Source organism: Allopusillimonas ginsengisoli (assembly GCF_004153455.1).
Classification (GTDB): Bacteria; Pseudomonadota; Gammaproteobacteria; order Burkholderiales; family Burkholderiaceae_B; genus Allopusillimonas; species Allopusillimonas ginsengisoli.
Window position 1 is genome coordinate 265,072 of the sequence record NZ_SDQE01000002.1, and the last position, 24,736, is coordinate 289,807.

Consider the following 24,736-nt stretch of genomic DNA (forward strand, 5'->3'; position numbering starts at 1 on the left):
CATAACAAGCAAAAGATGCTAATAATCAGCACGCCCTCGGATAGCGAACCAGACGTCTTACTTTGCGTCCTTCATTCTTAGAATACTCACATTTCCCGTTGATTCCATATAGGCTCTGCGCACCTTGGAAATATCGTCGACGCCCTGAATACGCAGTTCTTCCAGCAGTTCATCTCGGCTGACATATTCACGACGCATCCCGCGCCGCTGCATTTGGCCGTCCTTGATCAACAGCACCCGCCCCGGTTCAAAGAAGGGTCGCGTTGCCGGTATGAAATAGGCGACGCGATCCGCGAATACACTCCAGAACACCAGGGTAGCAACCAGCACTGCGCCCTCTGACACGCTGTTGTATTGCGCGGCCATGGCGTTCTGCGCAGCATCCGCAATCAGGACCAGAAGCAGCACATCGGCGGCTCCGAAGGATCCAAGATCGCGCCGGCCGCCAAGACGCAACAATATGAAAATGAACCAATACATCATCGTTCCCCGCAACACCAGTTCCCAGGGAGACATGGAAAACTCAAACATTCCGGCCCAATCGATTTGCATCGTCGTACTCCGCGCAGTGGAAGACAATGCATGAGCAATCAACGTGCCCGCTGAACATGAAATAAGTATCAATGAGCACTCGGGGCAACAGACTATCAAGGCACCCTGTAAGCATACTTATATGGGTTGAAGCAGCCATTGCCCAGCTGTTTTTCCCAAACCGCCTGACAAATGGCCAGTGTCCGCTCGGTTTTGAGGTTGGCCGCATTGAGTAGAGATATGACGCGTTCCACCCTGGTCGAATTCAAAGCGTCAGCGCACCCACGGATTTCCCCAAACACCAGCCTATCGCCCAAGCTGTGGTGTGAAACACCCGATTCCGAACTGTAGCAAGACGAATAGACCACACAGCCGATAATGCGACTAGCCAATAATGACTACACCTTGCCTGCCACCTCCAGACTGACTACACTTTTCGCACCAGGTACGATAAGAAAACCTGCGGAGGATTTCGACATATTCGAACTATCTGAAGTGCGCTGCATGCGTGGAACGAAATGCTTGTTCGACGGCCTGAACGTTCAGTTGCAGCCGGGTGGGTTGTTGCGCATTCGGGGCGCTAATGGCACAGGCAAAACCAGTCTGCTGCGCATGCTCTGCGGTCTGTCTCGCGCCGATGCCGGCCAGATCCGCTGGTCGGGCCAGGATATTCACCGGCTTGGCGAGGAATTCTCCCGACAGATCATCTACATTGGTCACGCGCCAGCCAGCAAAGCAGAACTCAGCGCTCACGAAAACCTGATGATCGCGCTCACGCTTCAAGGCGCCTCGGCTACGGCGAACGCCGCCGAGGAGGCCTTGGCATCTGCAGGGCTGCTTGCCTATCGCGATGCTCCTGTCCGGTTTCTGTCGCAAGGCCAGCGTCGACGACTTGCACTGGCCCGCCTGGCCTGCCGGCCGGCGCCCACACTCTGGATTCTGGACGAACCCTTTACCGCCCTGGATGCCGCAGCACGCGTGTGGCTCAAGGAAATGGTCGAATGCCACCTGAGTGAGGGAGGCATCGTCATCCTCACCAGTCACGACGAAACAGGCCTGGAACAGCGGCCTCACCAGGTGATCGCTTTATGATGCACATTGAACTGCGCGGCATGGCATGTATCCTCCAGCGCGACCTGCGTCTGGCCTGGCGGCGGCGGGCCGACAGTGTGGGCGCGTTAATGTTCTTCATCATGGTCACCAGCCTGTTTCCACTTGCGTTGAATCCAGACCCATCGCTACTACGCGCCATCGCTCCCGGGGTAATCTGGGTAGCAGCGCTACTCGCTGTGATGCTGACGCTTTCCCGGTTGTTCTCCGATGACTTCGCAGACGGCACACTTGAGCAATTGCTGCTGGCTGGGATACCCCTACCGCTGCTGCTGTTGAGCAAGATCACAGCCCATTGGATCAGTACTGCCGTACCCCTGATGCTTGCCGCGCCACTCATCGCGCTGCAGTTTGATTTGCCGGCGTCGAGCATCGGCGTGCTGGCGGTCATGCTACTGCTTGGCACACCGATCTTGAGCCTGCTAGGCGCCATGGGCGCGGCGCTCACTGTGGGCGTCCGAGGCGCCGCCACGTTGCTGGCGCTCCTAATCATTCCGCTATATATCCCCATCCTTATCTTTGGCACGTCAGGTGTCAGCGACAGCCTGCAGGGTATGCCGATTGGCGGCCACTGCGCGATCCTGGGCGCGATTCTCGCGCTAGCGCTCTTTCTGGCGCCCTGGGCATGTGCCGCCGCCCTAAGAATCTCACTTGACTGACTCGGATCAAGGATCGGACACAACTCGATCCAGCACCAGTTCCACGCCGGTGGCACCCACCGCCACCGATTTAAGCGAACCCTCAATATCACCCGCCTGCGGAGCCGGGTTGCCGGTATGGGAGACGCGCGCGAGGAGCTCGACAGTCTCAAACGCTGATAACGCCCGATCCTGCATCATCGCCGAACCATCATCCAGAATGAAAGACACGGGCCAATCTGCCGCCTGCTTGCGCACGACTGCAATCGGCAATGACGAGCCTTCAGCGACTCGCGCGAGGATGAAAAGCGAATCGCCCGGAGCGATTCGCCCGCTCAGCTCCGGGCTCACTCTCACTACGCCGTCAATCGACGCGGGTGATGTAGCGGCATGTTTTGTGGCGGCAGCATTAACGGGTGCAGGTGCGGCTGTCGGAACAGAGCGCTCCCCATTATCGATCCGCGCAAGCAGCGCTTCGATTCGGGCATAGTCCTCCGAGCCCGCTGGGATACGTTCGCGCAGACGCAGCCAGTACGCCTGAGCCACCTGAGCCTCTCCACGCTGCAGCGCCGCCGCGCCGGCAAGCGCCAGCGCGTTCAGATTATCCGGGGCCAGCGCCAGCGCGCGTTCGATCAGCTCCGTGGGCTGGCCAGCAAGGCTACGGCCTTGCTGTCGACTCAGGGCATTCGCGTACTCCACCAGCAGATCGGAATCGTCGGGTGCCAGCGAGGCGGCCTGCGCATAAGCTTTCAGCGCCTCCGCGCTTCGGCCAGTGCCCTGGTAGGATCGTGCCAGCAACAGCCAGTTTTCCAGACTCTCTGGCTGTGCTTGCAGCCGCCGCGCCAGCTCATCCGTCATGGCGTTCATACGCGCCAGATCGCCCATTTGCGCATGAGGCGTTGCGATCCCTGCGCCCAGCCAATCAAACGGCCGCCCGCTGCCGACATAGAGCGTGAATGCCAACAGGGGTATTGCCAGTGCAACAGTCAATGCTGTGCGCCAGTGCGTCGTCGGTACGCGCGCGTCGGCGATGACGGTAGGCCGCAACAGCGGCACCAGTAAAAAAGACAGCGCCAGCGCGGTGGCGCCCGCCAAGTATAGAAAGAGAATCATGGCAGCTCCTCCTTTTCACTCAAGAGGCGAACCTCTGAATCAATGGCCCGGCGCTGCCAAATCACCCGTGCCATCACCCACAAGGCAAGGATCAATAGCACAAAAGGGCCAACCCACAACGCCCAGGTATTGGGCTGAAAAGGTGGTCGATAGAGAATGAAATCGCCATAACGTGCCACGAGAAAATCAATGACATGCTCACGGCTGTCGCCCGCAGCCAGCCGCTCGCGGATCTGGTTGCGCAGATCAATCGCCAACTCCGCGTGAGATGCGGCGAGCGTCTCGTTCTGACAAACCAGACAGCGCAAATCGTCGGCCAGTTCCATGACACGCGCCTCCAGTGCCGGATCATCGACCAGTGGCCGCGCTTCCCGAGCCAGCGCCGCCGACAGCCCCACAAACAGGGCAAGAGACAGCATGAGCCATATCGCCGTTCTAGTCATTCAGACTTCCGATCAAAGGCAGAATCACATCGTGTACGAGCTCCGGTGTCAGCGGCCCCGCATGCTTGTAGCGAATGCGTCCCAGGTCATCAATCACAAAAGTTTCAGGCACGCCGTATACGCCGAAATCGACACCGATACGGCCATCCAGGTCGAAAAGAGAATCCTGATACGGATCACCACGCTCATTGAGCCAACGCAGCGCGTCCGCCCTCTGATCCTTGTAGTTCAGTCCGTACACCGGTACCGCCTGCCGAGCGGCAAAATCCATCAGCACATCATGCTCCTGACGGCAGGCAACACACCAGGAAGCCCAGACATTCAAAACCCATACTTGCCCCTCGAGGCTGCCGGACGAAAACTGACGATCCAGCACATGCACTGAAGGCAGAGTGAACTGGGGCGCAGGCTTGTCAATCAGCGGCGAAGGAAGAAGACGCGGATCCAGTCTCAGACCAACACCCAGAAACCCGATCAATACAAAGAAAATCGCCAGCGGCAACCAAACGCGCGTTTTCATGCCTGACCTCCTTGATTGCCGAGATCCAACTGGGTTGTCGGGTAGGCTTGCGCGCGAGACGCTATTGAGTCGGTGTCGCTACGAATGGTGCTGCGCCGCCGGTAGCGGCGATCCATCACGGCTAGCCCACCACCCAGCGCCATCAGAATCCCGCCGCCCCATATCCAGGCCACGAAGGGCTTGAAGTAGAGCCGCACAATCCACGATCCGTCACCCATGGGATCGCCCAGCGCCACATACAGATCACGCGTCAATCTCGTATTGATGGCCGCCTCGGTCATCGGGCTGCTCGATTGCGCTGCAGTGTATATCCGCCGCTCCGGCATAAGCACCGTAATTCGCCGACCGTCTTGAAACGCTGAAATAACGGCGCGATCCGTAACGTAGTTGGGCCCCTGACGCTGAGCAATCGAATCCAGCCGGAATGTATACCCGGCAATGGATGCTATTTCAGACGGGCGCATGATTACATCACGCTCCTCCTCGTAGCTGTTCACAGTCGTTATGCCGATGACCACCACGCCCATGCCAACGTGCGCGATCAACATGCCGTAATAACTGCCAGGCTGCACCCGCAGCACCTTAATGGCCTCCCGCAACGGCCGCATCCTCAGTCGGCCGAGCAAATTGACCAACGCACTGGCAAATATCCAGAAACCAAGAAAATAACCAAAGCTGGTCAAGGCTGCCCAATCGCCGAAGCAAAACGGCGCAACAAGCGCCGCCACCAGGCTGACACCCAGCGCCCAACGCAAGCGGCGTGTCAGCCGGCCCGGATCAGCTTTTTGCCAATGCGCTATTGGTCCGACTCCCATCAAGAACAGCGCGGGGGCAATCAGCGGCACGAAGACCGCATTGAAGTATGGCGGACCCACCGACAGTTTGCCCATACCCAGCGCATCAATGATCAAGGGATACAGCGTCCCGAGCATCACCGACGCGGCGGCAACCATCAGCAGAACATTGTTGCCAAGCAGCAGGGATTCCCGTGAAATCGCCGCAAAGCGTCCGCCAATGCCGACCTGAGCGGCCCGCAGCGCAAACAGCAGAAACGATCCACCCACGACAATCGCCAGAAACAGCAATATGAAAATGCCACGCTTCGGATCCGTTGCGAAGGCATGCACCGACGTCAGTACCCCCGAACGAACCAGGAATGTGCCTAGCAGAGACAGCGAGAAGGCAATGATGGCCAGCAGCACCGTCCACATCTTGAAAGTGTCTCGTTTTTCGGTCACGGCCAGGGAGTGCAGTAAGGCAGTCACAACCAGCCAAGGCATAAGCGACGCATTTTCCACTGGATCCCAGAACCACCACCCTCCCCAGCCCAGCTCATAATAAGCCCAGGCACTGCCCAGGGCGATGCCGAGTGTCAGAAAGCACCATGCGGCAGTTGCCCATGGCCGCGTCCAGCGCGCCCATGCGGTATCCAGCCTGCCTGCCAGCAGTGCTGCCATAGCAAAGCCGAAGGGCACTGCCATGCCAACATACCCCATGTACAGCAACGGGGGATGCACGATCAACCCCGGATCCTGCAACTGAGGGTTGAGGTCATGGCCATTGGCCGCTGCGGGAAAGACGCGGTCGAATGGGTTGGAGGTGAACAGAATGAAGACCAGAAAGCCGATGCTGATCAGCCCCATCACTCCCAGAACGCGCGCCAGCATGTCTGCTTCAAGATGGCGCGAGAATAGAGACACAGCCAGCGTCCATAAGGACAGAATAAGCAGCCAAAGCAGGATTGAACCCTCGTGACCGCCCCACACCGCAGCCAACCGATAGCCCCAGGGCAGAGCCGTATTCGAATGCTGTATGACGTAAATCACTGAAAAATCGTTGACCAGGAAGGAAACAATCAAACAGGCGAAGGCAAGGATGATGAACAGCGTCTGTCCCGCTGCGGCAGGACGGGCCAGCGCAACCCAGGCAGGCCGTCCTGCTACGACGCCCCACATCGGGAGCACCACCTGCACGCTCGTCAGCAATAGCGCCAGAATCAGGGCAAAGTGGCCAATCTCAGGAATCATTGCGGCCCTCCCTTGGCCAGACGCGCATCCTCCAGTGCTTGCGCAGCCTCCGGCGGCATGTAGTTTTCATCATGCTTGGCGAGCACCTGATCTGCGTGGAAGACACCCTGGGCATTGATCACGCCCTGCGCCACCACACCCTTGCCTTCGCGAAACATGTCAGGCAACAGGCCCTGGTATTGAACTTTCACCGTGCGCGCGCCGTCGGTGACTGCAAAATGGATTAACAATGATTGCGCCGGGCGCTGCACGCTGCCTTCTTCGACGATGCCTCCCAGGCGGAACCGCTGCCCAGGAGGAACGGTATTAGCCGCAACCTGGCTCGGACTGAAGTAAAACACCAAATTACTTTGGAACGCGTTGAGCACCAGGACACTCGCCAGGCCAAGCGCGGCCAGCCCTCCCAGCAGTATCAGGCTACGTTTCGTTCGGGCACGCATCATGAACCTCCAAGGCTGCCCTGCCCCAACGCAATCGTTGTCGCAGGCGCCGGCGTCGATACGCAAGCTGACAGAGTTCGACCGCCAGCGTCAATGCAACAACGGCAAACGAACCCCATACATAAACGGCATAGCCGCCCATGGCCCAGAATGATCCCCAACTTGACCAGTTCATCATGCGGCCTCCGTCTGCCTGACCCAGGCGCTTTCATCTTCGCGCTCGAGTATCAATGTCCGGGCGCGCGCCAGCACGACTGCAATGCAGTAACACCACAGCGCCAGCGTACAAAGCAACATGCCGCTCAGCATGCTGGCCGCCATACTTGGCGCACGGCTCAGGCTGACCGAAGCGCCCTGATGCAGGGTGTTCCACCAAACAACTGAGAAATAGATAATGGGTACATTGACGACACCAACCAAGGCCAACAGCGCGGCCGCTCGGTCGGCGCGGCGGACATCATCTATCGCCGCGTGCAAGGCCAGAAAACCCGCGTATAAAAACAGCAGCACCAACTCCGACGTGAGGCGCGCATCCCACACCCACCAAGCGCCCCAAGTGGGCCGCCCCCACAAAGCCCCGGTCCATAGAGCGAGAAACGTCATCAAGGCGCCCGTCGGCGCCAAGGCCAGAGCCAGCATCGCCGCCAATCGCGCATTGAAAACCAGACAGACGCCGGCCCACAAAGCCATGGCCACATAGATGATCATCGACATCCACGCAACGGGGACATGAACAAAGATGATGCGATAGGCATCGCCTTGCTGAGCATCGGTTGGCGCCCACACCAGGCCTACTGCCAGGCCGGCCACGCCAAGCACCACAGCCAACGTTCCAAACCACGGAATCAGACGTCCAGCCAGATAATAGAACCGCCGGGGCGCTGCATATACGTACCAGTTGATCCGCCTTGCCGCCATAAGCCTACTCCCGCTCCGTTGCGAAATCTCCATGTGCCGGCGCAATTTCGTACACCGAGAACCCACCAACCTGATAGACCAGTGTCGCGCCCGGTACGTCATATTGCGCATTGCCAATGAAAGGCAGCAACCGCGTCGCCAGACCCATGCCTGATTCCACGTCCATCAAGGCGATTGCCCGCACCGGCTGCCCCTGTGTTCCCATCAACGCGTAAGCGGAATAATCATGTTCGGAGAGCCAATGACGCACGCTGCGCACGGTGCCATGAACATCACCCGCCGGGGGAAAATCGCGGAATGCCACGCCGATGCGGTTCGGCCACATGTGGCCCAGTTGAATAATGTCGCGCACATGCAGCACCAGAACCGCTTTCCGGCCTTGAACGAGATCACGCAAAGCCGTCATTCCCGCTTCTTCCTCCATCAGCAAGGCCTGCGCGAAGCGATTGAAGCGAGTCTGAGCATTGACGCCTTCGGGTGCGCCCCAGAATGAAGCCTCAAGATGCTCGACCTGACTTTGCCACGCGCGCCAGGCGGTTGGCACAAACAACGGCCCGCCCAAGGGCGCATCAAAGACCAGCGGCACTCGATCAGACAGCACCCGCAGTTGACGCGACACATCCCACCACGCCAGAACCGGCGTATCGGCTGCGACATGGCGGTCCAACACCTCCGCCAGTGCAGTCACCTCACTGAGCGCTGGCTGCAGATGCAGGAAAGGATCATCCACGGTGGGCTGCCAACGCATCAGTACAGGGCCGCTCGTGGAACTGGCAGTGGCAAAATGCGCGAGAACTTCGCCCTGGCTTGCCGCCATCACTTTTCCAGTGCGAAGCGGCAGCGCGCCAGTCGTACTATGCACGGTTTCGACAGCATCTTGGCCAGTCTCGTCCATTACATAATGATAGGGAGGCCCCGCCGCTGTAATCTGGAACCACAGCCAAGCGGATACCAGCAGCAAGAGCAGGCCTACGGCAATCGCCAACACACCGGGCGCTCCTACCTTCGCCCCTTTAGCAAACACCGCCATGGTTCCTCCTAAGATACACGCCTCCTTGAGCGATCCCGTCGAGGTGATATGCCTCGGACGAGACCGCCCGTCTTGAGGAAACCTATTCCTTTTTGCGCTTGCTGGAGCGGCGTATCGACACCATGCCACCCAGCAGAAGCCCGCCTCCCAGCATGGCCAGACTGCCGCTGGTGTAGCGCGTGTCGAGTGTGATGCCAGCCACCTGAATATTGCCTGGCGCCGACGGCAGGAAGGCCGCCTTCTTGCCCGCTGTCTGTCCCTCAAGCTTGCTCACACGCTCTTCGAGCGCCGCCTGGGCACGCAACTGTGTATCGTGCTCATTGATGATGATCTGGTCCTTGATCAAATCGGACCAGCCCGACGAATAGGTCCAGCCACCCGGATTGACGTGCTCCAGACCCTTCATGTATTGCGCCACGTGCTGCTCCCACATTTCTGCAAAAGTCCGGTCGACGATCGTGGCGCTGTTACCCTGTGCGAAAAACAGCGAGGAGAAGGCACCGGGCTCGTCTACTTCGGGTTCCGGCAACGCTGGCCGATTGGTCTTCTGCCCGACAAGCAACTGATCATCGTAAAGCTTCTGAACCACCTTGCGGGTGGACTCGACCAGCGCAGTGCCTTCCTTGATGCCACTGTCCATCATGTCCAGATAGGTTTTGGCGAAACGTGGCGAGTGACATTGCGAGCACGTCGATTGCCAGGCTTGCTTGCGACTCTCAAACCATGGGTCGTCGAGATTGTCGACGATGCTTTGGAATGGCAGAAAACCCCAGCGCACTTTGCGGACAACGTTATGAGTGAATTCGCCCTTGTATTCGAAGTGACAGGTCTGACAGGTGGGTGCGGTCTGTCCACCCACTTCGAAAGCATCGGCCAAACGCGCATTCCAGTCCCAAGTATGGCCCAGCGTCTGATAGACCGTGCCATGTTTGGACATCATGAAGTTCTCGTACTCGTTGTGATCCACGCCGTTGTGACAGGTGGCACAGGCTTGCGGCTTGCGCGCCTCGACCAGAGAAAACTCGTGACGCGTGTGACAGTTGTCACACTTGGTCTGGTTGGTGTGGCACATGGTGCAGCTCGCTGCCACTTCACGCTGCTGCAGCGCGGCCCAGGTAGCGGTTTCGACGTTCGCAATGTAGTCCACGGTATGTGAAGGATGGCCAGGCGCCCACTGATCCTGAGGCCAGACCAACGTATCGCGCTCCGACTCAGCTTCGGCAAACTGTCGCAGGTGACAGGAGCCACAGGCCGTACGATCCGGCAAGCGCAGGTCGTCCTTGTGATTGCCCTTTTCCATGCCTACGCCCATGTGGCAGTCAATACAGCCCACATTGCCCAACTGCTTGCCTTCTGCCAACAGATTCAGCGAACGCAGATTGCCTTCAACCTCTGCAATGATGCCCTTTTTGTATGCGCGCACATCGTTTTCATCCAGATTGCGAATTTCATCGAGATTGGCGTGCACGCTTTTTTCCCAGGACTTTACCCAGCCGTGGGTGACCGCCTTGTGACAGTCCACGCACTGGCTGCGGCTAACCTCCATATCAATGTTCGGCGGCGTGTAGAACAAAGTGGGCGCCAGGTATTGATCCATGGGAATCGGCTCCCACCACTGGGCGAGTTTGCCCTTGTTGAGTTCGGCCAGGTAGCGTGCCGATAGGGCATCGTACAGCTCCTTGGGGCTTGCATCCCGTTTCAACTCCAGTGCCGTGAGCTGCTCGTCAGGCACGGACTCCCAAATTGTCGCCGAGACTGGCGCAGCCAGCAGCATCGCCACCACCACAGCGAGTATGCGGCCAAGCAAATGATTCAACATGGTTGTCCCCCCCTTTGTCAGGGTCTTATCGTATTCCTGCCTAGTTTAGGACGGGACGCAATAAGCTCAAGGTCCATGCGTGCACCATTTGATGGGTCCATGGGCGCCGCCGGCGCGCGGATGTCAACCGACCAGCCGCGACAGACGCCTCACGCCCTCCTGTATTTCAGACTCCTGCAAGGCGGCGTATCCCATCATTAATGCGCGGGCATAACGGCGTTCCGCCGAACGGCCAAACACCTGCGCGTTCCCTGTGGGGAAGCTATATACGCCCACAGACTGGGCACGGGCCAGCTGTTCCAGCTCGCTGGCTTCAGGCAAAGAAGGCGGTACATGCCATACCAGATGCATACCGCTTTGTATGCCCGTTACCTCTCCGCCGATCTCTTGCAAGAGCGTACAGGCCAGAAGGCTGCGCCGAGCGGCATATAACATGCGAATCTGATGCAAATGCTGCCGATACGCGCCCGTAGCCAGAAAATCGGCCAGTAGCGCCTGAATCAACCAGACAGTGCTATTGTTCAACAGGCATTTCGCGGTCAGCACATGCTCGAACAAGTGCCGGGGCAGAACCAGATATCCGATCCGCAGCCCTGCGCCAAGACTCTTGGAAAAGGTCCCCATGTAGATTACATGACCACTTTCATCCTGACTCTTGAGCGCCGGCAGCGGCGCTTGGTCGTAGTAAAAGTCACTGTCGTAGTCGTCTTCAAGGATGTAGGTATTACAGGACTGTGCCCATTCGAGCAGTCGTTCGCGGCGCGCCATGGACAGCGTGGCGCCCGTCGGATATTGGTGCGACGGGGTCAAATAGGCCAGCGTCGCGGATTCGGGCAATTCGTCCACGCATAGGCCATGGGTATCCACCGACACCGGCAGCAGACGCGCGCCACGGCTGGCAAAAACGTTGGCCGCCCCCATATAACAGGGGTTCTCTACCACGACACCGGTGCCTTCTCCGATAAACAATTGGGCCATCAGGCTTAGCCCCTCCTGGATGCCGTTCACAACCAGCACATCACAGGGCTCGGCCTGCACGCCGCGCGCCACACCGACATAATCAGCAATCGCCTTGCGCAAGTCCCACAGACCGGCAGGGTCCCCATAGCCGCTATTACCATCTTGCAGATAGCGCAATCGTTTCTTTATGCTGCGTGCCCAATTCAAAATAGGAAACAGGCGCGCATCAGGTCGCCCCACCCAAAAATCAAACGCCACGGGCTGAGGATATGGAGACATCACCACATGCGGCTTTCCTTTATAGTGAAGGAGCAGACGAGGTGGCGACGGCGGTGGCAGAGGCATCGCTTCCTGATGTGGCGACGCAGCATGCGGCAGCGCAATCGCCGCAACAAATGTGCCGACTGGCGGCCGCATTTCGAGATAACCCTCTGCCACGAGGACACCATAAGCTTGGATCACAGTATTACGTGATACGCCTAGATCCTGCGCCAGCACACGACTGGCCGGCAACTGCACGCCTGGCTTCAGACGGCCGTCGATAATCAATTCCCGGATCTGCTCGAACAATTGGCGTTGCAAGTTCCGGCGACGGCTCATGTCCAGACACAACGGTAGTTGCATGATTCCCCCTCTTCCGGTAATTTTCATTATTTACTTTATATTGCGGGAATGTGAGCGGATACTCAAGCCCCTTGCTTGGCGCTTAAGTGGTTCAGGGCGGTCAATAGTTTGAGGTATTTTGAGCCGCAGCGTGGCGGTCACGGTTCGCGTGCTTCGGGGTAAATATTCGACGAGGACGGCCGCCTCAGCCCCGCCCCATATCAGATTGAAAAAAAAAGCCGCCTATACGTGCGAGACGCCACATGATGGTGCGATAGGTATCAACGCTAACCCCTCCAGCCAGCAGGCACATGCCTTGCTATCGGCATACGTCAGAGTCGAAAGACGAGGCCGGTAGCAAATATGAACAAGATTGAATCCATCGCCCGATATATGCGCGAACATAACCTTCTTCTGGTTACTGCCGAGTCTTGCACTGCCGGCCTTATTGCTGCGCGACTAGTAGATGCACATGGGGCGGGAGAAATACTCGATTGCGCATTTGTCACCTATTCACCTTCAGCCAAGCTAAGCTGTTTAGACGTAAATGCCGACACCATAAAGACATTTGGCCTGACAAGCGAAGAGGTTTCCACAGAAATGGCAATTGGAGCCCTTGCCCATAGCAGAGCAAATGTCGCCATCGCCAACACAGGAACGACCGAGCCGATGCCTGATGGGCCTCCGGAAGGCACACAATGCTTTGCTTGGGTATTCAAGAAGTCCGGCGCAGCTTTATTGGTCTTCTCAAAAACCAAAAAATTTGAAGGCACAAGAAATGAAATTCGCGAAGCCAGTGCCGATTTTGCGCTGCAGCAACTGATTCGTTTGCACAAGGAAAATCCTCGTGCGAGATAAAGTTAAGGAGATATTTATGCAAAATTTTCTATACTCACCCCAATCTTCAAGCAAGTTATCTATCAACATCGGCGATAGATCATCCAAGAAGTTGATGACCGCCCGCAGCACATCGGTGAGTACTCAGCCAGATAAACGCGCACCCGATACACCTACGGAGAACGATGACGAGAAATCCCAACGTGAACGCGATCCGTCGAAACCTTACCCTCCTGATAGCATTCCCAACCCCATGCCTGGACTTGATCCTCAACAGTCGCCGGGCATAGATGGGCCAGCCTGAAACGGTGATTTTCGCTACCCTGAACGGTCACGCAGTTCGGTCACCCCCGCTCGCGCCGCGCAATGAGCGCAACAGAACATCTGCCCGCTATTCTCCAGTCCATGGCCAATTATTGGCACACCGCAATGTGCACATTGCGGTGCAACCATTCGGATAGCACATTCAAAACTGTCAAATGTATAAGTTCTCTCCGATATAGTTAGTTGGAATGCTTTGTCATATTCATTTCCACACGCATCACATTTACCCATCACGCAGCGCTATGAGCGTCACAACATTATCATCGCCATCAGGCAGGCGACCACCGATCAGTTGGTGCAAGCATTGGCAGCCATCAACTGGATCCTTCCATCGCTGGCGACGCCTGTCGGCGCAAAAATGGCCGAGATACGTCGCGTTCGCGATACACCGATGGATGCAGAGGAGAAGTTCGTCCAAATACTAAAGGAGCTATGCGAGCATGCCACAACCGGTACGAAGACGGTTCCAAGGAGTACCTGGCTCGGTCACTTAACCACTAAGTGCCAGCGATGCAGAACGCCGAGATAAGCCTGGAGGTTTGCCGTGTGCCAGCTTGTCCACCAAGAAATCAAGGAAGACACGGGTTTTGGTCGGCATCAGACGCGACGGGAACATCGCGATCAGAGGAATGGACTCGAATTCCCAATCGGGCAGAATGCGGACCAGGCATTTCTCATCGTCCGCGCGCGCTAGCGCGTGAGTTGAAAGCGTTACGATACCGACACCCAGTGTTGCCAAACGGCTCAGCATGGCCACATTGTTTACGACAACTTGACTGGAGACCGTCACCACCTCTTCACGCGACCCCGCTCTCAGATGCCAAACAGAGCCCTCCTTATCAGCAGAGGAACGCAGGCATTCGTGTTGGGCTAGGTCCGCTGGACACAGTGGCGTCCCGTGCCTGTCCAAATAATCAGTAGATGCATACAAACCAAGCCGCGCATAAGTAAGCAGGCGCGAGACCACGCTTGAGTCAGGCTGCTTGCCCAGACGGATGACAACATCGAAAGGATCGGCCAGCAGATCGATGGCCTGGATGCCCAGGTCGTACTCACACCGAATTTCGGGATACCGCAGCCCAAATTCCTGGATAGCCTGCGGCATATAAGTAAGGGCAAAGCTGGAAGGCATGGATATTCGCAACTTTCCTTTGGGTTGCTGGGCTGTCTCGGTCAGTTGTTCATGCGCGATGCGGGCTTCGGTGACAATGTGCTGGCAGCGCTCAAAGTAAACGGCGCCCGCTTCGGTAAGCTCAACCTTGCGGGTGCTCCGATGAAGCAGACGTATGCCGATATGCTGTTCCAACTGGCTGATTCGACGCGAAAGCGTAGACGCGGGCATGTCCAGCGCCGAGGCGGCGCGCGTAAAGTTCCGGCTCTTGGCAACCTCGACAAAGAGCGCGATATCATTGAGAGATGGCTCCATACTTATTCCTGTTGTGATAGCAACCAAGATCCGCGTACTGCAATTCTCAGGAGAACGGTCAGTTAGTCTTCAGGCGTCGGTAGATGCTTTGGTCGACTGCCACGCCACAACACGCCAAACTGCCCCTTCACGAATCCAGACATTCGTATATCGACTCTGAAGCGAATGTTCGATCCCGCCTAGACGGACCTGTTGATTGACAATCCCCGACGCGACTGCGGCATCGGCCGAGATGACATACTTCTCGTCTTCGCGACAAATACAGAGGTACTGCGAAGTACCACCTTCAATTCTGGCCAGCAGTTCCTGTTTACTGTCTACGTGACCCGACGAGTGCGTCCAAACCAGCTTGTCGCTGAACAGTCGATCAAGCACAGCCATATCGGCTCTAATCATCGCCCGGCACCGCTCATCCTCCAGGGCTTTCAGGTTGGCCGGTTGTAGTGAGCTCATATCCAACTCCATCATTTAATTGGCGAGAAAATGGTCGGCACGAGAATCTTGGTTTCCATGACATCGATCAGTTCAAGAAGTTTCTTTACAGCCACTTGCCAAGCTGGGTCCGCATACAGCGCATCGCGACAGCGTGCACGCTCGTTCAGGTCGGCATAACCCCACATATGCACAATCTGGTTAAGAGGACCGATGTCAGTCGAAAAGTATCCAACCATATGCGGAAGATGTTTCTTCTGTACCTCCATCGCTTCCCGCATGTAGACATCCAGATAGGCAGGCACTCCGCCTGGCTTTATGGTGTAAGTTCGTAGTTCAACAATCATTGTCATCTCCTTTTAGTCCCGCACCTGGATGGCCAGATGGCCAATCCCTTCGATTTCGGCGTCCAATCGATCGCCAGGCTTCAGATACTGTCCCGTCGCCAGGCCGACACCACTTGGTGTACCAGTCATGATGATGTCGCCGGGCTCGAGCGTCACGTGCTCGGTGATGGCAACGAGTTGCTCCGCAATGTTCCAGATCATCAGACTAGTCCGCGCATGTTGCTTCACCTCTCCATTCACCTTAAGTGTCATTTCCAGATCTTCAGCATTGACTTGATCTGCAGGGACAATGCACGGACCGAGTGGGTTGCTTGAGTCAAAGGCTTTCCCGCCGAACAGGTCAAATTTGACCAGGTGTTTTTCATGAAACTGCCAGTCGCGCGCAGATAAGTCGATGCCGATCGTGTAGCCCGCAATGCACGACATTGCGTTCTCGATAGTGAGTCGGGTCGCTCGCTTGCCAATGACAGCGGCAAGTTCCAGTTCCCAATCGAACTGTTTCGTTTGCACTGGATAGAGTACCGAAGCGCCGCTACCCACAATCGCTGTGGTCGGCGGCTTCATGAACAGACAGGGGATCTTTGAAGCCTTCTCGAAATCTTCAACACCTGCATCCTGTTGCATATGATCCAGATAGTTGGCACCCATCATGATCAGTTTGTTCGGATATAGCAGCGGCGCAAGAATGTCGTCGGCGGATGGCGGCGCAGAAATCTCGCCGGCCACGCTCCCAGACGAAAGACGTGAAGCGAGGCTGGTGAGATGCTTGCTGGACTGCTCCCAGTCGTCAAAGAGATGCATCAGACCACGAGCGGAATCCGGAGGGAGCAAATCCGGCGCTACAGCTGAGATTGGCCAGTAGTGTCGATTAACCTCGATCACAGGAGTAGGCCTGTTCTGATAGCGGAAAGTGGCAAGTGTGTATGGAGTAGTCATAAGTCATCAGGTTCCGTAGTAGCGAAGGCGACCAGTCATAGGGCGACACGCTAAAGAAATGGACACGCCAGTTGCAGGTCGTCGTGTTCCGAAATTCGTGTCAGCTGGTTGTATTTTCCTAAGCGTTCGGAGTTGCGAACGGAGCCGATCTTGATCTGACCTGCATTCGATCCCACTGCCAAGTCTGCGATAAACGAATCCTCCGTCTCCCCCGATCGCGCGGACACGACGGTCGCATAGCCGCCCACTTGAGCACGCTTCATCGCTTTGAAGGTACCGGATAGCGTGCCGTTCTGATTCACCTTGATCAGTGCGGCGTTGGCCGCCCTCACATTGATGCCATGCGAGATACGCTCGGGGTTGGTTACGAACAAGTCGTCTCCGACGATCTGCACATTGGGAAAGCGTTTCGTGAACGCTGCCCACGAAGACCAGTCATCTTGATCAAATGCATCTTCAATCGAAATCAACGGATATCGACGTATGAAGTCTCCAAGGAAGTCCACCATCTCTTCGCCATCGAGTGTGCGCCGCTCTCCCAGCAACTGATATTTCCCTTCGTGGTAGAACTCGCTTGCAGCGACGTCAACCGCGATGGCAATGTCGTGACCTGGACGCAGCTTTGCTCGTTCAAATGCGCGCATCATTAGCTGAAACGCCTGTTCAGCGGACGAATAGCCAGGACTGAGCCCCCCCTCGTCCGCCAGCAAGGTTGTGATACCGTCTTCGGCTAACAGTTCGCTTGCCGCCGCGCGCACATTGGTAAGCATGTTTAGCGCGTCAGCATAGTTCTTGGCGCCAACAGGAACAGCCAGAAAATCCTGAAAGTCCATGCTTCGGCGGGCATGCGCGCCTCCGCTGAGAATATTGGCCATGGGCATTGGCATCGAGATCCGTGTCGTGCCGATCAACTGCGCAATGTAACGATGCAGCGGCAACCGCTCATGTATTGAGGCTGCCCGACAGATCGCGAGCGACGTAGCAATGATCGCGTTCGCTCCGAGCCGTGAAAGGTTTTCCGAGCCGTCAAGGGCTCGGAGTGCATCATCCAGCTCTTTCTGCGACGTCGAGCACCGCCCCTTGAGAAGCTCTGCAATCTCACCGTTAATATTGCCAACGGCTTTGGATACGCCGCGACCTTGATGGTGTGTGTCGTCACCATCGCGCAGTTCGAGAGCCTCATGCCGCCCAGTGGACGCACCTGATGGTGCACAGGCTCGTCCATACGAGCCGTCTCTGAGTTCTACGTCAACCTCGACCGTCGGACGACCGCGAGAGTCAAGAATCTGACGACCACGCACATGCAGGATATCGGCAGAGCGAGCTGAGTTCAAAGAAAAATGTGTCACGTCATATCCACCGATTAGTTAAACCACCGATCTGCGAACTTCATGTCGCCGCTCAGCAGTGTCTTTGCAATGCGCCGTATACCAACTGTATCCAGCTCGGAAACATACTCAACAGGAGAGTCGCTATCGAGTCTCGCCAGCAGCAGACATCCAACCAGTGGCAGCAAGTGGGCATCAAAGATGGCCAGGCCTTCTAAGCGATAGCCTTCCACGACCGATCGCTCAGCAAGCAACAGCTCATCCACCATGGCATTCCGACGATGCGCCTTGAGCATCAGGTGCGCAAGCACAAAGGCCAAGTCGAAACGAGGGTCACCCCAATGCGCGACCTCCCAGTCGACTACCGTTACGTTCGTGTTATCGACCAGGAGATTCTTCGGACTGTAATCACCGTGAACGAGCGCCTGTCGCCGGGTTCGCATGCCTTCGATGACGGCAGCAACCGCATCGCGATATTCGGGGTTGCGCTGCGCGACGCGCTCGAAATACGGCTCAACACGCAACTCTCGAAAAAATGTCTGATCGGCGAAGCGTTCAGCAAGCACTTGACTCCTGGATGAGCGTTTATGCAGCATTCCTAGCAGCTCGCCCACCCTTCGGGCCGTCGCGAGATTGACGGTGCCTGCAAGAAGCTCTTGTTTCCAATTTGTCTGGATAGGCGAGATGCGCTCCATCGCGAACTGGTTGCGAATACGATCGCTCCACAAGACTCGCGGTACCGCCTCGGCTCCCAGCAATTCAGCTGCGGCGTTCAGCGCCGCAACTTCCGTCAAGGACCGTGCCGGATCCGATCGCCAGTCTGCAGCGACTTTCAGTTGATCCAGAGCTCTCTTGAGTACGATCGAACCTTGAACAGTCTGAATTACATGAATATCGCTCGCCACGCCACCCGGTAGCGTTTGACCATTCTGAAGTCGGTTGCACGCATTGATGGGATCTTTTCCTTCTAGAACCCGTACCACTTCTTCGCACGCCTTGATCCGCAATTCGGTGACCGAGGTCGTTGAGAGAAAAGCCACATGGGGAGTTGCCGTGACATGTGCATGCCCTAGAATACTGGCAGGCGGACTAGGTTCTCCATCGACAACGTCCAGCGCAGCGCCACACAGCCGGCCGTCAGCGAGCGCGTTCAAAAGGGCTTCGTTGCAGACAAGCCCTCCACGACTGACATTGATGAGTAACGGCTTACGTTTGCAGGCGGATATGAAATCCTCATCTACAAGATGATGCGTTTCTTCGTTGAGCGGCGCGTGCAGAATAATGACATCCGCTCTTTCCTGGATATCTTCGATGGTGGACACCTGTACCTTTGCATTCGGGGCCAGTGGTTGAACGCCGTTGGTCGCCATCACCGTGCATCCGAAGGCGGCCAGCTTGCGAGCGGTTGCACGGCCAATTCGCCCGTACCCAATAATGCCAACGCTCAATTCGGCAATACGTTTTAAAGGGCGGGTGCCTGGCGCCCATCGTCCTCTCTTGACGTCGCCGTTATACCCGGAGATTGCCCTGAAATGATTCAGCAACAGCGCAAGCGCATGGTCTGAAACTTCTTCAACACAATAGTCCGGTACATTGGTGACCCAGGCGCCGACGGCAGTTGCTGCGCCAATGTCAATGTTGTCGAGCCCTACACCCAGGCGGGCGACGATCCTGAGCTTAGTCGCAGACGTAATAGCTGTTGCGGACACGGGAGCCCAACAGGTCAGAATGGCATCAGGATCATGCTCAGCCACCAGGCGCTCTACTTCCGCCTCGCTCCCGGGAACGGCGGGACCCGCAACGAACTCAAAACCGACCGTTTCAAGCATGCCGGTCTCGATCTTCAAGTCGGGCCATGCATAATCTGTGATAAGCACTTTCATCATGTTTCAGAGTCAATTAGAGGAGAGCTGGCTAGCAGCCTCGCAATATTCATGAGCGCAGGAAGTCTTCCGGCATTGCCATAGTGGACCATTGCTCAAGGGATTCTTGGTTATGGGGGTTCACTTTCGTTGGGTATGTGTCATTGAGCAGATCTCCATCGGTTACATGCTCGACGCGAAAACCTGAGGGGTCGTACCAATAATCGGAAATTGCCCCGCCGAGTGCGTGACGCACAATACCCCAAGACGCCTTGTAGCCTTTTGACATCAAGTATCGGCGGCCTACGCCGATGGCATCCAGATCAATTGTCTCAAAGCAGGCGTGGTGTGCACCATTTGTCGGACCCAGGAAAACTGCAACGTTGTGATGATCAACATATTCAGCGCCTTGCGGGAACCGCATGAACGCGCCAATCACTGTTTTGTTCTCGTCACAGATCAAATCCGAGGAATATGCCCCCAGGTTCTCTGTAAACCATTTAATAATGGCTGGCGGATTTGGAGAACTCATCACCACGTGTTTGAGCCCCACCACTTCGGCAGGCCGCAGATCAAAAATCGGAAATCTTCCAAGGCGCCGACGCTCTCCCCATGAATTCCAAGCGACTGCGGGGCGACTCACCGCTATCGGCGCGCTACGTGCCATGCCATAAACAAGCTCGACTCTCCGGCCATCCGGATCCGTCGTCGTCACCCTTTTCCCGCCACCGGGATAATGAAGCTCCTCGATCGGAGCATCCAAACGCACAGACAACGCTTGCAGACTTTCCTGCGAATCCACCTCGAATGCCATTCCAACGAAAGCCGCCTCTTCTCCACGCTCAGCAATATAGAGATACGGTGCATCACCACATCCTCGAAAGAAAATTCGATCGGACGTTTCTTCAGCGACAGTCAAACCGAAGTCCTCGAAAAAGGTCCGCACGGCATCGAGATCACGATGCCGGTATATTGCGTAGCTGATTGATTTAATCATGATGTCTCCCACATACCTGAATTAACTAGATCAAAACATTGCGCTCAGTGGTACGCGACTAGGCCTCATAAGACGCGCATTCGACATGGCTCAAGCAGCAGCCAAGAGCGTGGGGCGCGTCTGGCAGGCTTGTCCGTTCATCAGCAACAAGGTTTACTTCTCATGCTTGACGCCAGTGTAGACCAATTTGGGCACACGTGTGCGTTATGGTTTACCCGGATATTTCCAAAATCGGCAGCAATTGACGTTGAATGTTTTCAGCTGGCGGGGAACTTGTCAGGGATTGAACCCGCGGACGCACTATCTAGTGCGCCTGCGGAAGGATCGGGCAGCTGCCGGCGGGGCCGCATCAGCCATCAGTCACGCTGAGTTGGACGGCACCAGATGCTGCTCATTGAATAGTTATCTATCTCGACGCGCTACTTACATAGCAGATCTATTACAAAGGCCTGGTGGACCCACGAAGCACCAACGATGTTTCGAACTGAAGCGTACCGGCCGAAGCGCTTGGTGGGATAGTCGCATGACGAGTTTCGAGACGTGAGAGAAGGACTGTCGTTGCTGTGGTGGCAATGTCTTTTACGGGCAGCTGCACTGTTGTGATGCCCTCCTCAGCGAGTTCGAACCACGGGGGATCATGATATCCAACGACGGATACGTCCAGTGGCCATTCGAGTTTCAACGCTCTTAGCGCCTGTAAGGCGCCCAGCGTCAATTCAGCGCTGCCAAGAATGATTCCTGTCGGACGATTCTTTGCCGACATCATGGCGGTAACCGCGTACCGTGCAAACTCCGGGCGCGGCAATCCAAGCGCTATATTCGTCGCCTTCAAGCGGTGCTCGTTAAGCGCATCCTGGAATCCGCCAAGCCGCTCTCGTCCGGTGCTGAGCGTCTCGTCCCCGCCCACGAATGCAAGGCGTTTATGACCACTCGCGATAAGGTGTCGGGTCGCGCTCCTAATGCCTCCGCGATCGTCGATAACCACCGCATTTCCGACAAGATCCGTGTGCACTCGCACGAGCTGAACTGTTTCGACGTTCTGCAATAGCGCGCAGGTTTCCGGACGCGGCGAGGCAGTCGGAACAATGATAATTCCTGCCGGTCGCGTCTCGAGAATTGCTCGTAGTTCGCGCAATTCACGCTCCGGGTCATCGTCAGTGACCGACAGTAAAAGCTGCATCGAATGCAACGCCAGAGAATCCGCTACGATTTTCGCAACGGTCGCATAAAAGTCATTTTGCACATCAGGAATAATGAGGCCCACAAGAGAGCTGCGCCGGCCACGCATCATTCTCGCTGAGGCAGATGGCAAATATCCCATCTGCTCTACCATCGCGCGAACGCGCGACTTGGTCTTCTCGCTAATCTTTGGATTATCAGCCAACGCGCGCGAGACCGTCGTATGAGAGATATTCAGCGCTTTCGCCACATCTCGTATCGTGACCCCTGCTTCTCCCCGCAGCGGGAGCCTCGCTCCGGGTGTATCGTTGGCATCCATGGTGACATCCCCTTCACTTGAGTACGTTAAATTTCGCGCACCTCTGGGCAGGTCAGCGCCACAGTGGTTGCTAACGACCAATCATTAGCAATCGTGTCAATGAGGCATTCTACACTGGAGAAACTCGCTAATTTAACTAACGATCATTCTCATCGCATACACGATTCCTGTGTACCCACCGTTCCAGCGTTCAGTAGCGCATACGTGTGCATTATATCGACGTTCGCTCGCTCGACCAGTAGACCAGGGCTAGCACTGGCAGCGCGACTCCGATCCACGATGCCAGCGGCCATCCGTTCTGAGCGTAGGCCCACCCGCCCAAAGCGGAACCGATTGCCCCACCGATAAAGAAGGTAGTCATATACAGCCCGTTTAAGCGCGCGCGAAACTCCGCCCCCAGCCCGAAGATTTCGCGCTGCCCTAATGCCATATTCGCCGCCACGCCAAAGTCGAGCACCACGGCAGCCAGTACCAGCAATATCAGTGACCATGTTGATCCCGGCGTGGCGATGTGGGTTAACAGAAAGCCCGCCGCTACCGCTAGCATAGCCAGTGCTGTGGCAGGGCGTGTCCAACCTAGATCCGCCACGCGCCCAGCGATGGGCGCGGCTATGGCGCCCGCCACCCCGGCCAGCGCAAATAGGGCGATGCCGCTTTGAGAGAGTTCGAATATTGGCCCCGCCAGCAACAGCGGCGTAGTGGTCCAGAACAGGCTGAAAGCCGCGAATAGTGCAGCATGATAGAGAGCGCGGCGGCGCAAAATGGGAGTGTGGCGAGCAAGTCGTCCCATAGATGCCAGCAGTTGACCATAATGCAATTGCCCTCTTGGTACACGCGTGGGCAATTTCAAAGCCAGTGCGCCTGCCAACAGTGCCATCGTCGCAGCAGATGCGAAGAAAACCGAATGCCACGAGAAAATTTCCGTAAGGAAGCTCGATACCGGACGAGCCAGCATGATGCCCAGCATTAGGCCGCTCATCACATTACCAACCACGCGTCCGCGCATTACCTCCGGCGCCATGTGTGCCGCATAGGGCACCAACACCTGCACCGCAACAGCTCCGACGCCAATACCCAGCGACGACAGCAGAAAAGGTAAGGGACTCGTGGAAAGCCCTGCACCCAACAATGCTAGCGCCGAAACGCCCAGCAGCACGAGTGTCAACAAGCGGTTCTCGATCAAGTCACCCAAAGGCACTATCAGTAGCAAACCCATGCCGTAGCCGATCTGCGTCAGCGTTACGATCAGTCCAGTTGCTCCGGCAGACAGCCCGAGTTCAACGCTGATTAGCCCGGCCAATGGCTGGGCGTAGTAGATGTTTGCAGCTATCAGGCCACAGGCGACGGCTTGTAGCAAGACCAACCATCGCGAGAATGTCTGGGTTTCAGGCCTCGCATTGACCATTGAAAGTGGAGAGCTCATAGAATCCTTGTATAAGAGAACGTTCATGTCCTAAATAGGTAAAAAAATTAAATCAGCAATTTCAACGCAGCTTCGGACACCGCCAGCATCTCTTTTTTGCTGCGCCCAGTCTTCCCGATCACACGCATGCCTTGGAATATGCATAGCATCAGACGCGCCGTTGCCCGATGATCGAGGGCGGCGGGAATCGAGCCATCGGATTGTCCTTGCCGGATCAGTTCGCCCAGCATGAGTTCGCTTCGTTTTATTGAGGCCGTAACCCTCTGAGCAATCTCGTCGTCGAACGTAGCCAGCTCAGCCGCGCCGCCTACCACCATACATCCCAACTGACCTTGTATCCCGTAAGACGACGCGGCATAGAAATCGAGGAAATTGCGCACCCGCTCGTAACCATTTCGCCCCCGATCGATTGAATCGCGCAGGCGAGCATCTCGTACGCTCTTGTAGCGGTCGAATGCTGCCAGGAATACCCCCCGCTTATTCTTGAACGCCTTGTACACGCTACCCGAAGCCAGCTCCATCGCTTCTGTCAATTCGGCGATGGAGGTTGCGTGATAGCCACGCTCACAAAACATCAGGACAGCCTTGTCCAGCGCCTCGGCCATGTCGAACTCTCGAGGACGCCCACGGCTGCGGGGAAAGGTTGAGCTGGGCGAGTGTAGAACAATCATTGCTTCTGCATGTAAATATGGAAATATAATTTCCCTATATTATCACCGATGGCGACAGCTTGAAAAAAGCTGTCGCGAACAATATCAAGGCTCAACAAAGGTGGAATGACTAGACACGTAGTCATCCAACTCTCTCTGCACCTGAGTGCGTGTCTTGTCTGAACTGTGAACAATGACGGGGTACTCGGAGTCCTCGCCCAGTGTTATAAGGCCAGTGGTTTTGGCTTCTTGCAGTTCCGCCAACACTTCCGCACGGCTTTTGCTGGACGATGCTACCTCTACAGGATAGGGTTGTTCGCCGATGGTCACCAGGCCTTTGGCCTGGGCCTCCTGCAGTTCAGCCACAACCTGGGTGCGGGTTTTAGGAATATCCGCAGCGGCGTTCGCAACGCCAGCAACAGTGGAAAAAGCAAGTAAAGCTGCGATAGTAATAACTTTCACGGTACGAACCTCGTAGAAAAATAAGCCGGGCATTTGCTGTGCTCCGGATCAAGACTTTGTTT

26 protein-coding genes are annotated in these 24,736 nt (G+C 56.4%); 4 read left to right on the forward strand and 22 right to left on the reverse strand.

The annotated features are described in order from the left end of the window. Positions 1 to 57 precede the first annotated feature (57 nt). Positions 58 to 552 (reverse strand): DUF421 domain-containing protein, encoded by a 495-nt coding sequence (locus ERE07_RS06165; RefSeq protein WP_130007943.1) that lies wholly within the window; start codon positions 550 to 552, stop codon positions 58 to 60. 357 nt (positions 553 to 909) lie between these two features. Here ERE07_RS06165 and ccmA point away from each other — a divergent pair, with 357 nt between their 5' ends. Together ccmA and ccmB are read left to right on the forward strand one after the other, a co-directional pair. Then, positions 910 to 1,623 (forward strand): cytochrome c biogenesis heme-transporting ATPase CcmA, encoded by a 714-nt coding sequence (gene ccmA / locus ERE07_RS06170; protein WP_130007944.1) that lies wholly within the window; start codon positions 910 to 912, stop codon positions 1,621 to 1,623. Then, entirely contained in the window at positions 1,620 to 2,300 is a 681-nt protein-coding gene (gene ccmB / locus ERE07_RS06175) for a heme exporter protein CcmB (protein ID WP_425330957.1), read from the forward strand. Before ccmA ends, ccmB begins: the two co-directional genes overlap by 4 nt. A gap of 6 nt (positions 2,301 to 2,306) precedes the next feature. Here ccmB and ERE07_RS06180 read toward each other — a convergent pair whose 3' ends face one another. From ERE07_RS06180 to pdxR, 10 genes are all read right to left on the reverse strand, one after another. Continuing rightward, positions 2,307 to 3,392: a tetratricopeptide repeat protein gene (locus tag ERE07_RS06180; protein ID WP_130007945.1), complete on the reverse strand. Its 1,086-nt coding sequence runs from the start codon at positions 3,390 to 3,392 to the stop codon at positions 2,307 to 2,309. Further along, positions 3,389 to 3,835 (reverse strand): cytochrome c-type biogenesis protein, encoded by a 447-nt coding sequence (locus tag ERE07_RS06185; RefSeq protein WP_130007946.1) that lies wholly within the window; start codon positions 3,833 to 3,835, stop codon positions 3,389 to 3,391. Before ERE07_RS06185 ends, ERE07_RS06180 begins: the two co-directional genes overlap by 4 nt. Further along, positions 3,828 to 4,355: a DsbE family thiol:disulfide interchange protein gene (locus ERE07_RS06190; protein ID WP_130007947.1), complete on the reverse strand. Its 528-nt coding sequence runs from the start codon at positions 4,353 to 4,355 to the stop codon at positions 3,828 to 3,830. The genes ERE07_RS06185 and ERE07_RS06190 overlap by 8 nt, the downstream gene beginning before the upstream one ends. Then, positions 4,352 to 6,382 carry a heme lyase CcmF/NrfE family subunit gene (locus ERE07_RS06195; RefSeq protein ID WP_130007948.1) on the reverse strand — a complete coding sequence of 677 codons (2,031 nt, stop codon included), beginning with the start codon at positions 6,380 to 6,382 and terminating at the stop codon, positions 4,352 to 4,354. The genes ERE07_RS06190 and ERE07_RS06195 overlap by 4 nt, the downstream gene beginning before the upstream one ends. Beyond that, positions 6,379 to 6,822, reverse strand: a complete 444-nt coding sequence (gene ccmE, locus ERE07_RS06200; protein WP_130008297.1) for a cytochrome c maturation protein CcmE — start codon at positions 6,820 to 6,822, stop codon at positions 6,379 to 6,381. Before ccmE ends, ERE07_RS06195 begins: the two co-directional genes overlap by 4 nt. Continuing rightward, entirely contained in the window at positions 6,800 to 7,000 is a 201-nt protein-coding gene (gene ccmD, locus ERE07_RS06205; protein WP_245153494.1) for a heme exporter protein CcmD, read from the reverse strand. Before ccmD ends, ccmE begins: the two co-directional genes overlap by 23 nt. Next, positions 6,997 to 7,740, reverse strand: coding sequence for a heme ABC transporter permease CcmC (gene ccmC, locus ERE07_RS06210; protein ID WP_130007949.1), 744 nt, complete (start codon positions 7,738 to 7,740; stop codon positions 6,997 to 6,999). The genes ccmD and ccmC overlap by 4 nt, the downstream gene beginning before the upstream one ends. Before the next feature lie 4 nt (positions 7,741 to 7,744). After that, positions 7,745 to 8,770: a hydroxylamine oxidation protein HaoB gene (gene haoB, locus ERE07_RS06215; RefSeq protein WP_130007950.1), complete on the reverse strand. Its 1,026-nt coding sequence runs from the start codon at positions 8,768 to 8,770 to the stop codon at positions 7,745 to 7,747. Positions 8,771 to 8,852: 82 nt separating this feature from the next. Beyond that, a complete protein-coding gene (locus ERE07_RS06220) occupies positions 8,853 to 10,589 on the reverse strand; it encodes a multiheme c-type cytochrome (RefSeq protein ID WP_130007951.1) in 1,737 nt (578 codons plus the stop codon). A gap of 123 nt (positions 10,590 to 10,712) precedes the next feature. Continuing rightward, entirely contained in the window at positions 10,713 to 12,173 is a 1,461-nt protein-coding gene (gene pdxR / locus ERE07_RS06225) for a MocR-like pyridoxine biosynthesis transcription factor PdxR (RefSeq protein WP_167670751.1), read from the reverse strand. A 342-nt stretch (positions 12,174 to 12,515) separates the two neighbouring features. Between pdxR and ERE07_RS06230 the strand changes: the two genes are divergently transcribed. Together ERE07_RS06230 and ERE07_RS06235 are read left to right on the forward strand one after the other, a co-directional pair. Beyond that, positions 12,516 to 13,010, forward strand: coding sequence for a CinA family protein (locus ERE07_RS06230; RefSeq protein WP_130007953.1), 495 nt, complete (start codon positions 12,516 to 12,518; stop codon positions 13,008 to 13,010). Positions 13,011 to 13,026: 16 nt separating this feature from the next. Beyond that, entirely contained in the window at positions 13,027 to 13,293 is a 267-nt protein-coding gene (locus ERE07_RS06235) for a hypothetical protein (RefSeq protein WP_245153497.1), read from the forward strand. 510 nt (positions 13,294 to 13,803) lie between these two features. Here ERE07_RS06235 and ERE07_RS06245 read toward each other — a convergent pair. From ERE07_RS06245 to ERE07_RS06295, 11 genes are all read right to left on the reverse strand, one after another. After that, positions 13,804 to 14,739, reverse strand: a complete 936-nt coding sequence (locus tag ERE07_RS06245) for a LysR family transcriptional regulator (protein ID WP_130007955.1) — start codon at positions 14,737 to 14,739, stop codon at positions 13,804 to 13,806. Positions 14,740 to 14,808: 69 nt separating this feature from the next. After that, positions 14,809 to 15,192 (reverse strand): nuclear transport factor 2 family protein, encoded by a 384-nt coding sequence (locus ERE07_RS06250; RefSeq protein WP_167670753.1) that lies wholly within the window; start codon positions 15,190 to 15,192, stop codon positions 14,809 to 14,811. Between the two features lie 11 nt (positions 15,193 to 15,203). Beyond that, on the reverse strand, positions 15,204 to 15,518 hold the full coding sequence (locus ERE07_RS06255) for an NIPSNAP family protein (protein ID WP_130007957.1): 315 nt from the start codon (positions 15,516 to 15,518) through the stop codon (positions 15,204 to 15,206). A gap of 12 nt (positions 15,519 to 15,530) precedes the next feature. Further along, on the reverse strand, positions 15,531 to 16,454 hold the full coding sequence (locus tag ERE07_RS06260) for a fumarylacetoacetate hydrolase family protein (RefSeq protein WP_130007958.1): 924 nt from the start codon (positions 16,452 to 16,454) through the stop codon (positions 15,531 to 15,533). A gap of 50 nt (positions 16,455 to 16,504) precedes the next feature. Then, positions 16,505 to 17,803 carry a phosphopyruvate hydratase gene (eno, locus tag ERE07_RS06265; RefSeq protein ID WP_245153499.1) on the reverse strand — a complete coding sequence of 433 codons (1,299 nt, stop codon included), beginning with the start codon at positions 17,801 to 17,803 and terminating at the stop codon, positions 16,505 to 16,507. 14 nt (positions 17,804 to 17,817) lie between these two features. Next, positions 17,818 to 19,668 carry an NAD(P)-dependent oxidoreductase gene (locus ERE07_RS06270; RefSeq protein WP_130007959.1) on the reverse strand — a complete coding sequence of 617 codons (1,851 nt, stop codon included), beginning with the start codon at positions 19,666 to 19,668 and terminating at the stop codon, positions 17,818 to 17,820. A gap of 46 nt (positions 19,669 to 19,714) precedes the next feature. Next, the gene (locus ERE07_RS06275) at positions 19,715 to 20,641 is read right to left on the reverse strand and encodes a VOC family protein (protein WP_130007960.1); all 927 of its coding nucleotides are present in this window, start codon (positions 20,639 to 20,641) and stop codon (positions 19,715 to 19,717) included. A 439-nt stretch (positions 20,642 to 21,080) separates the two neighbouring features. Then, a complete protein-coding gene (locus ERE07_RS06280; RefSeq protein ID WP_130007961.1) occupies positions 21,081 to 22,139 on the reverse strand; it encodes a LacI family DNA-binding transcriptional regulator in 1,059 nt (352 codons plus the stop codon). 211 nt (positions 22,140 to 22,350) lie between these two features. Next, complete coding sequence (locus ERE07_RS06285; RefSeq protein WP_130007962.1) at positions 22,351 to 23,562, reverse strand: MFS transporter; 1,212 nt, start codon at positions 23,560 to 23,562, stop codon at positions 22,351 to 22,353. Between the two features lie 47 nt (positions 23,563 to 23,609). After that, positions 23,610 to 24,233, reverse strand: a complete 624-nt coding sequence (locus ERE07_RS06290; RefSeq protein WP_245153501.1) for a TetR/AcrR family transcriptional regulator — start codon at positions 24,231 to 24,233, stop codon at positions 23,610 to 23,612. An 84-nt stretch (positions 24,234 to 24,317) separates the two neighbouring features. Continuing rightward, positions 24,318 to 24,707, reverse strand: coding sequence for a DUF4148 domain-containing protein (locus ERE07_RS06295; RefSeq protein ID WP_130007963.1), 390 nt, complete (start codon positions 24,705 to 24,707; stop codon positions 24,318 to 24,320). Positions 24,708 to 24,736: the final 29 nt, after the last annotated feature.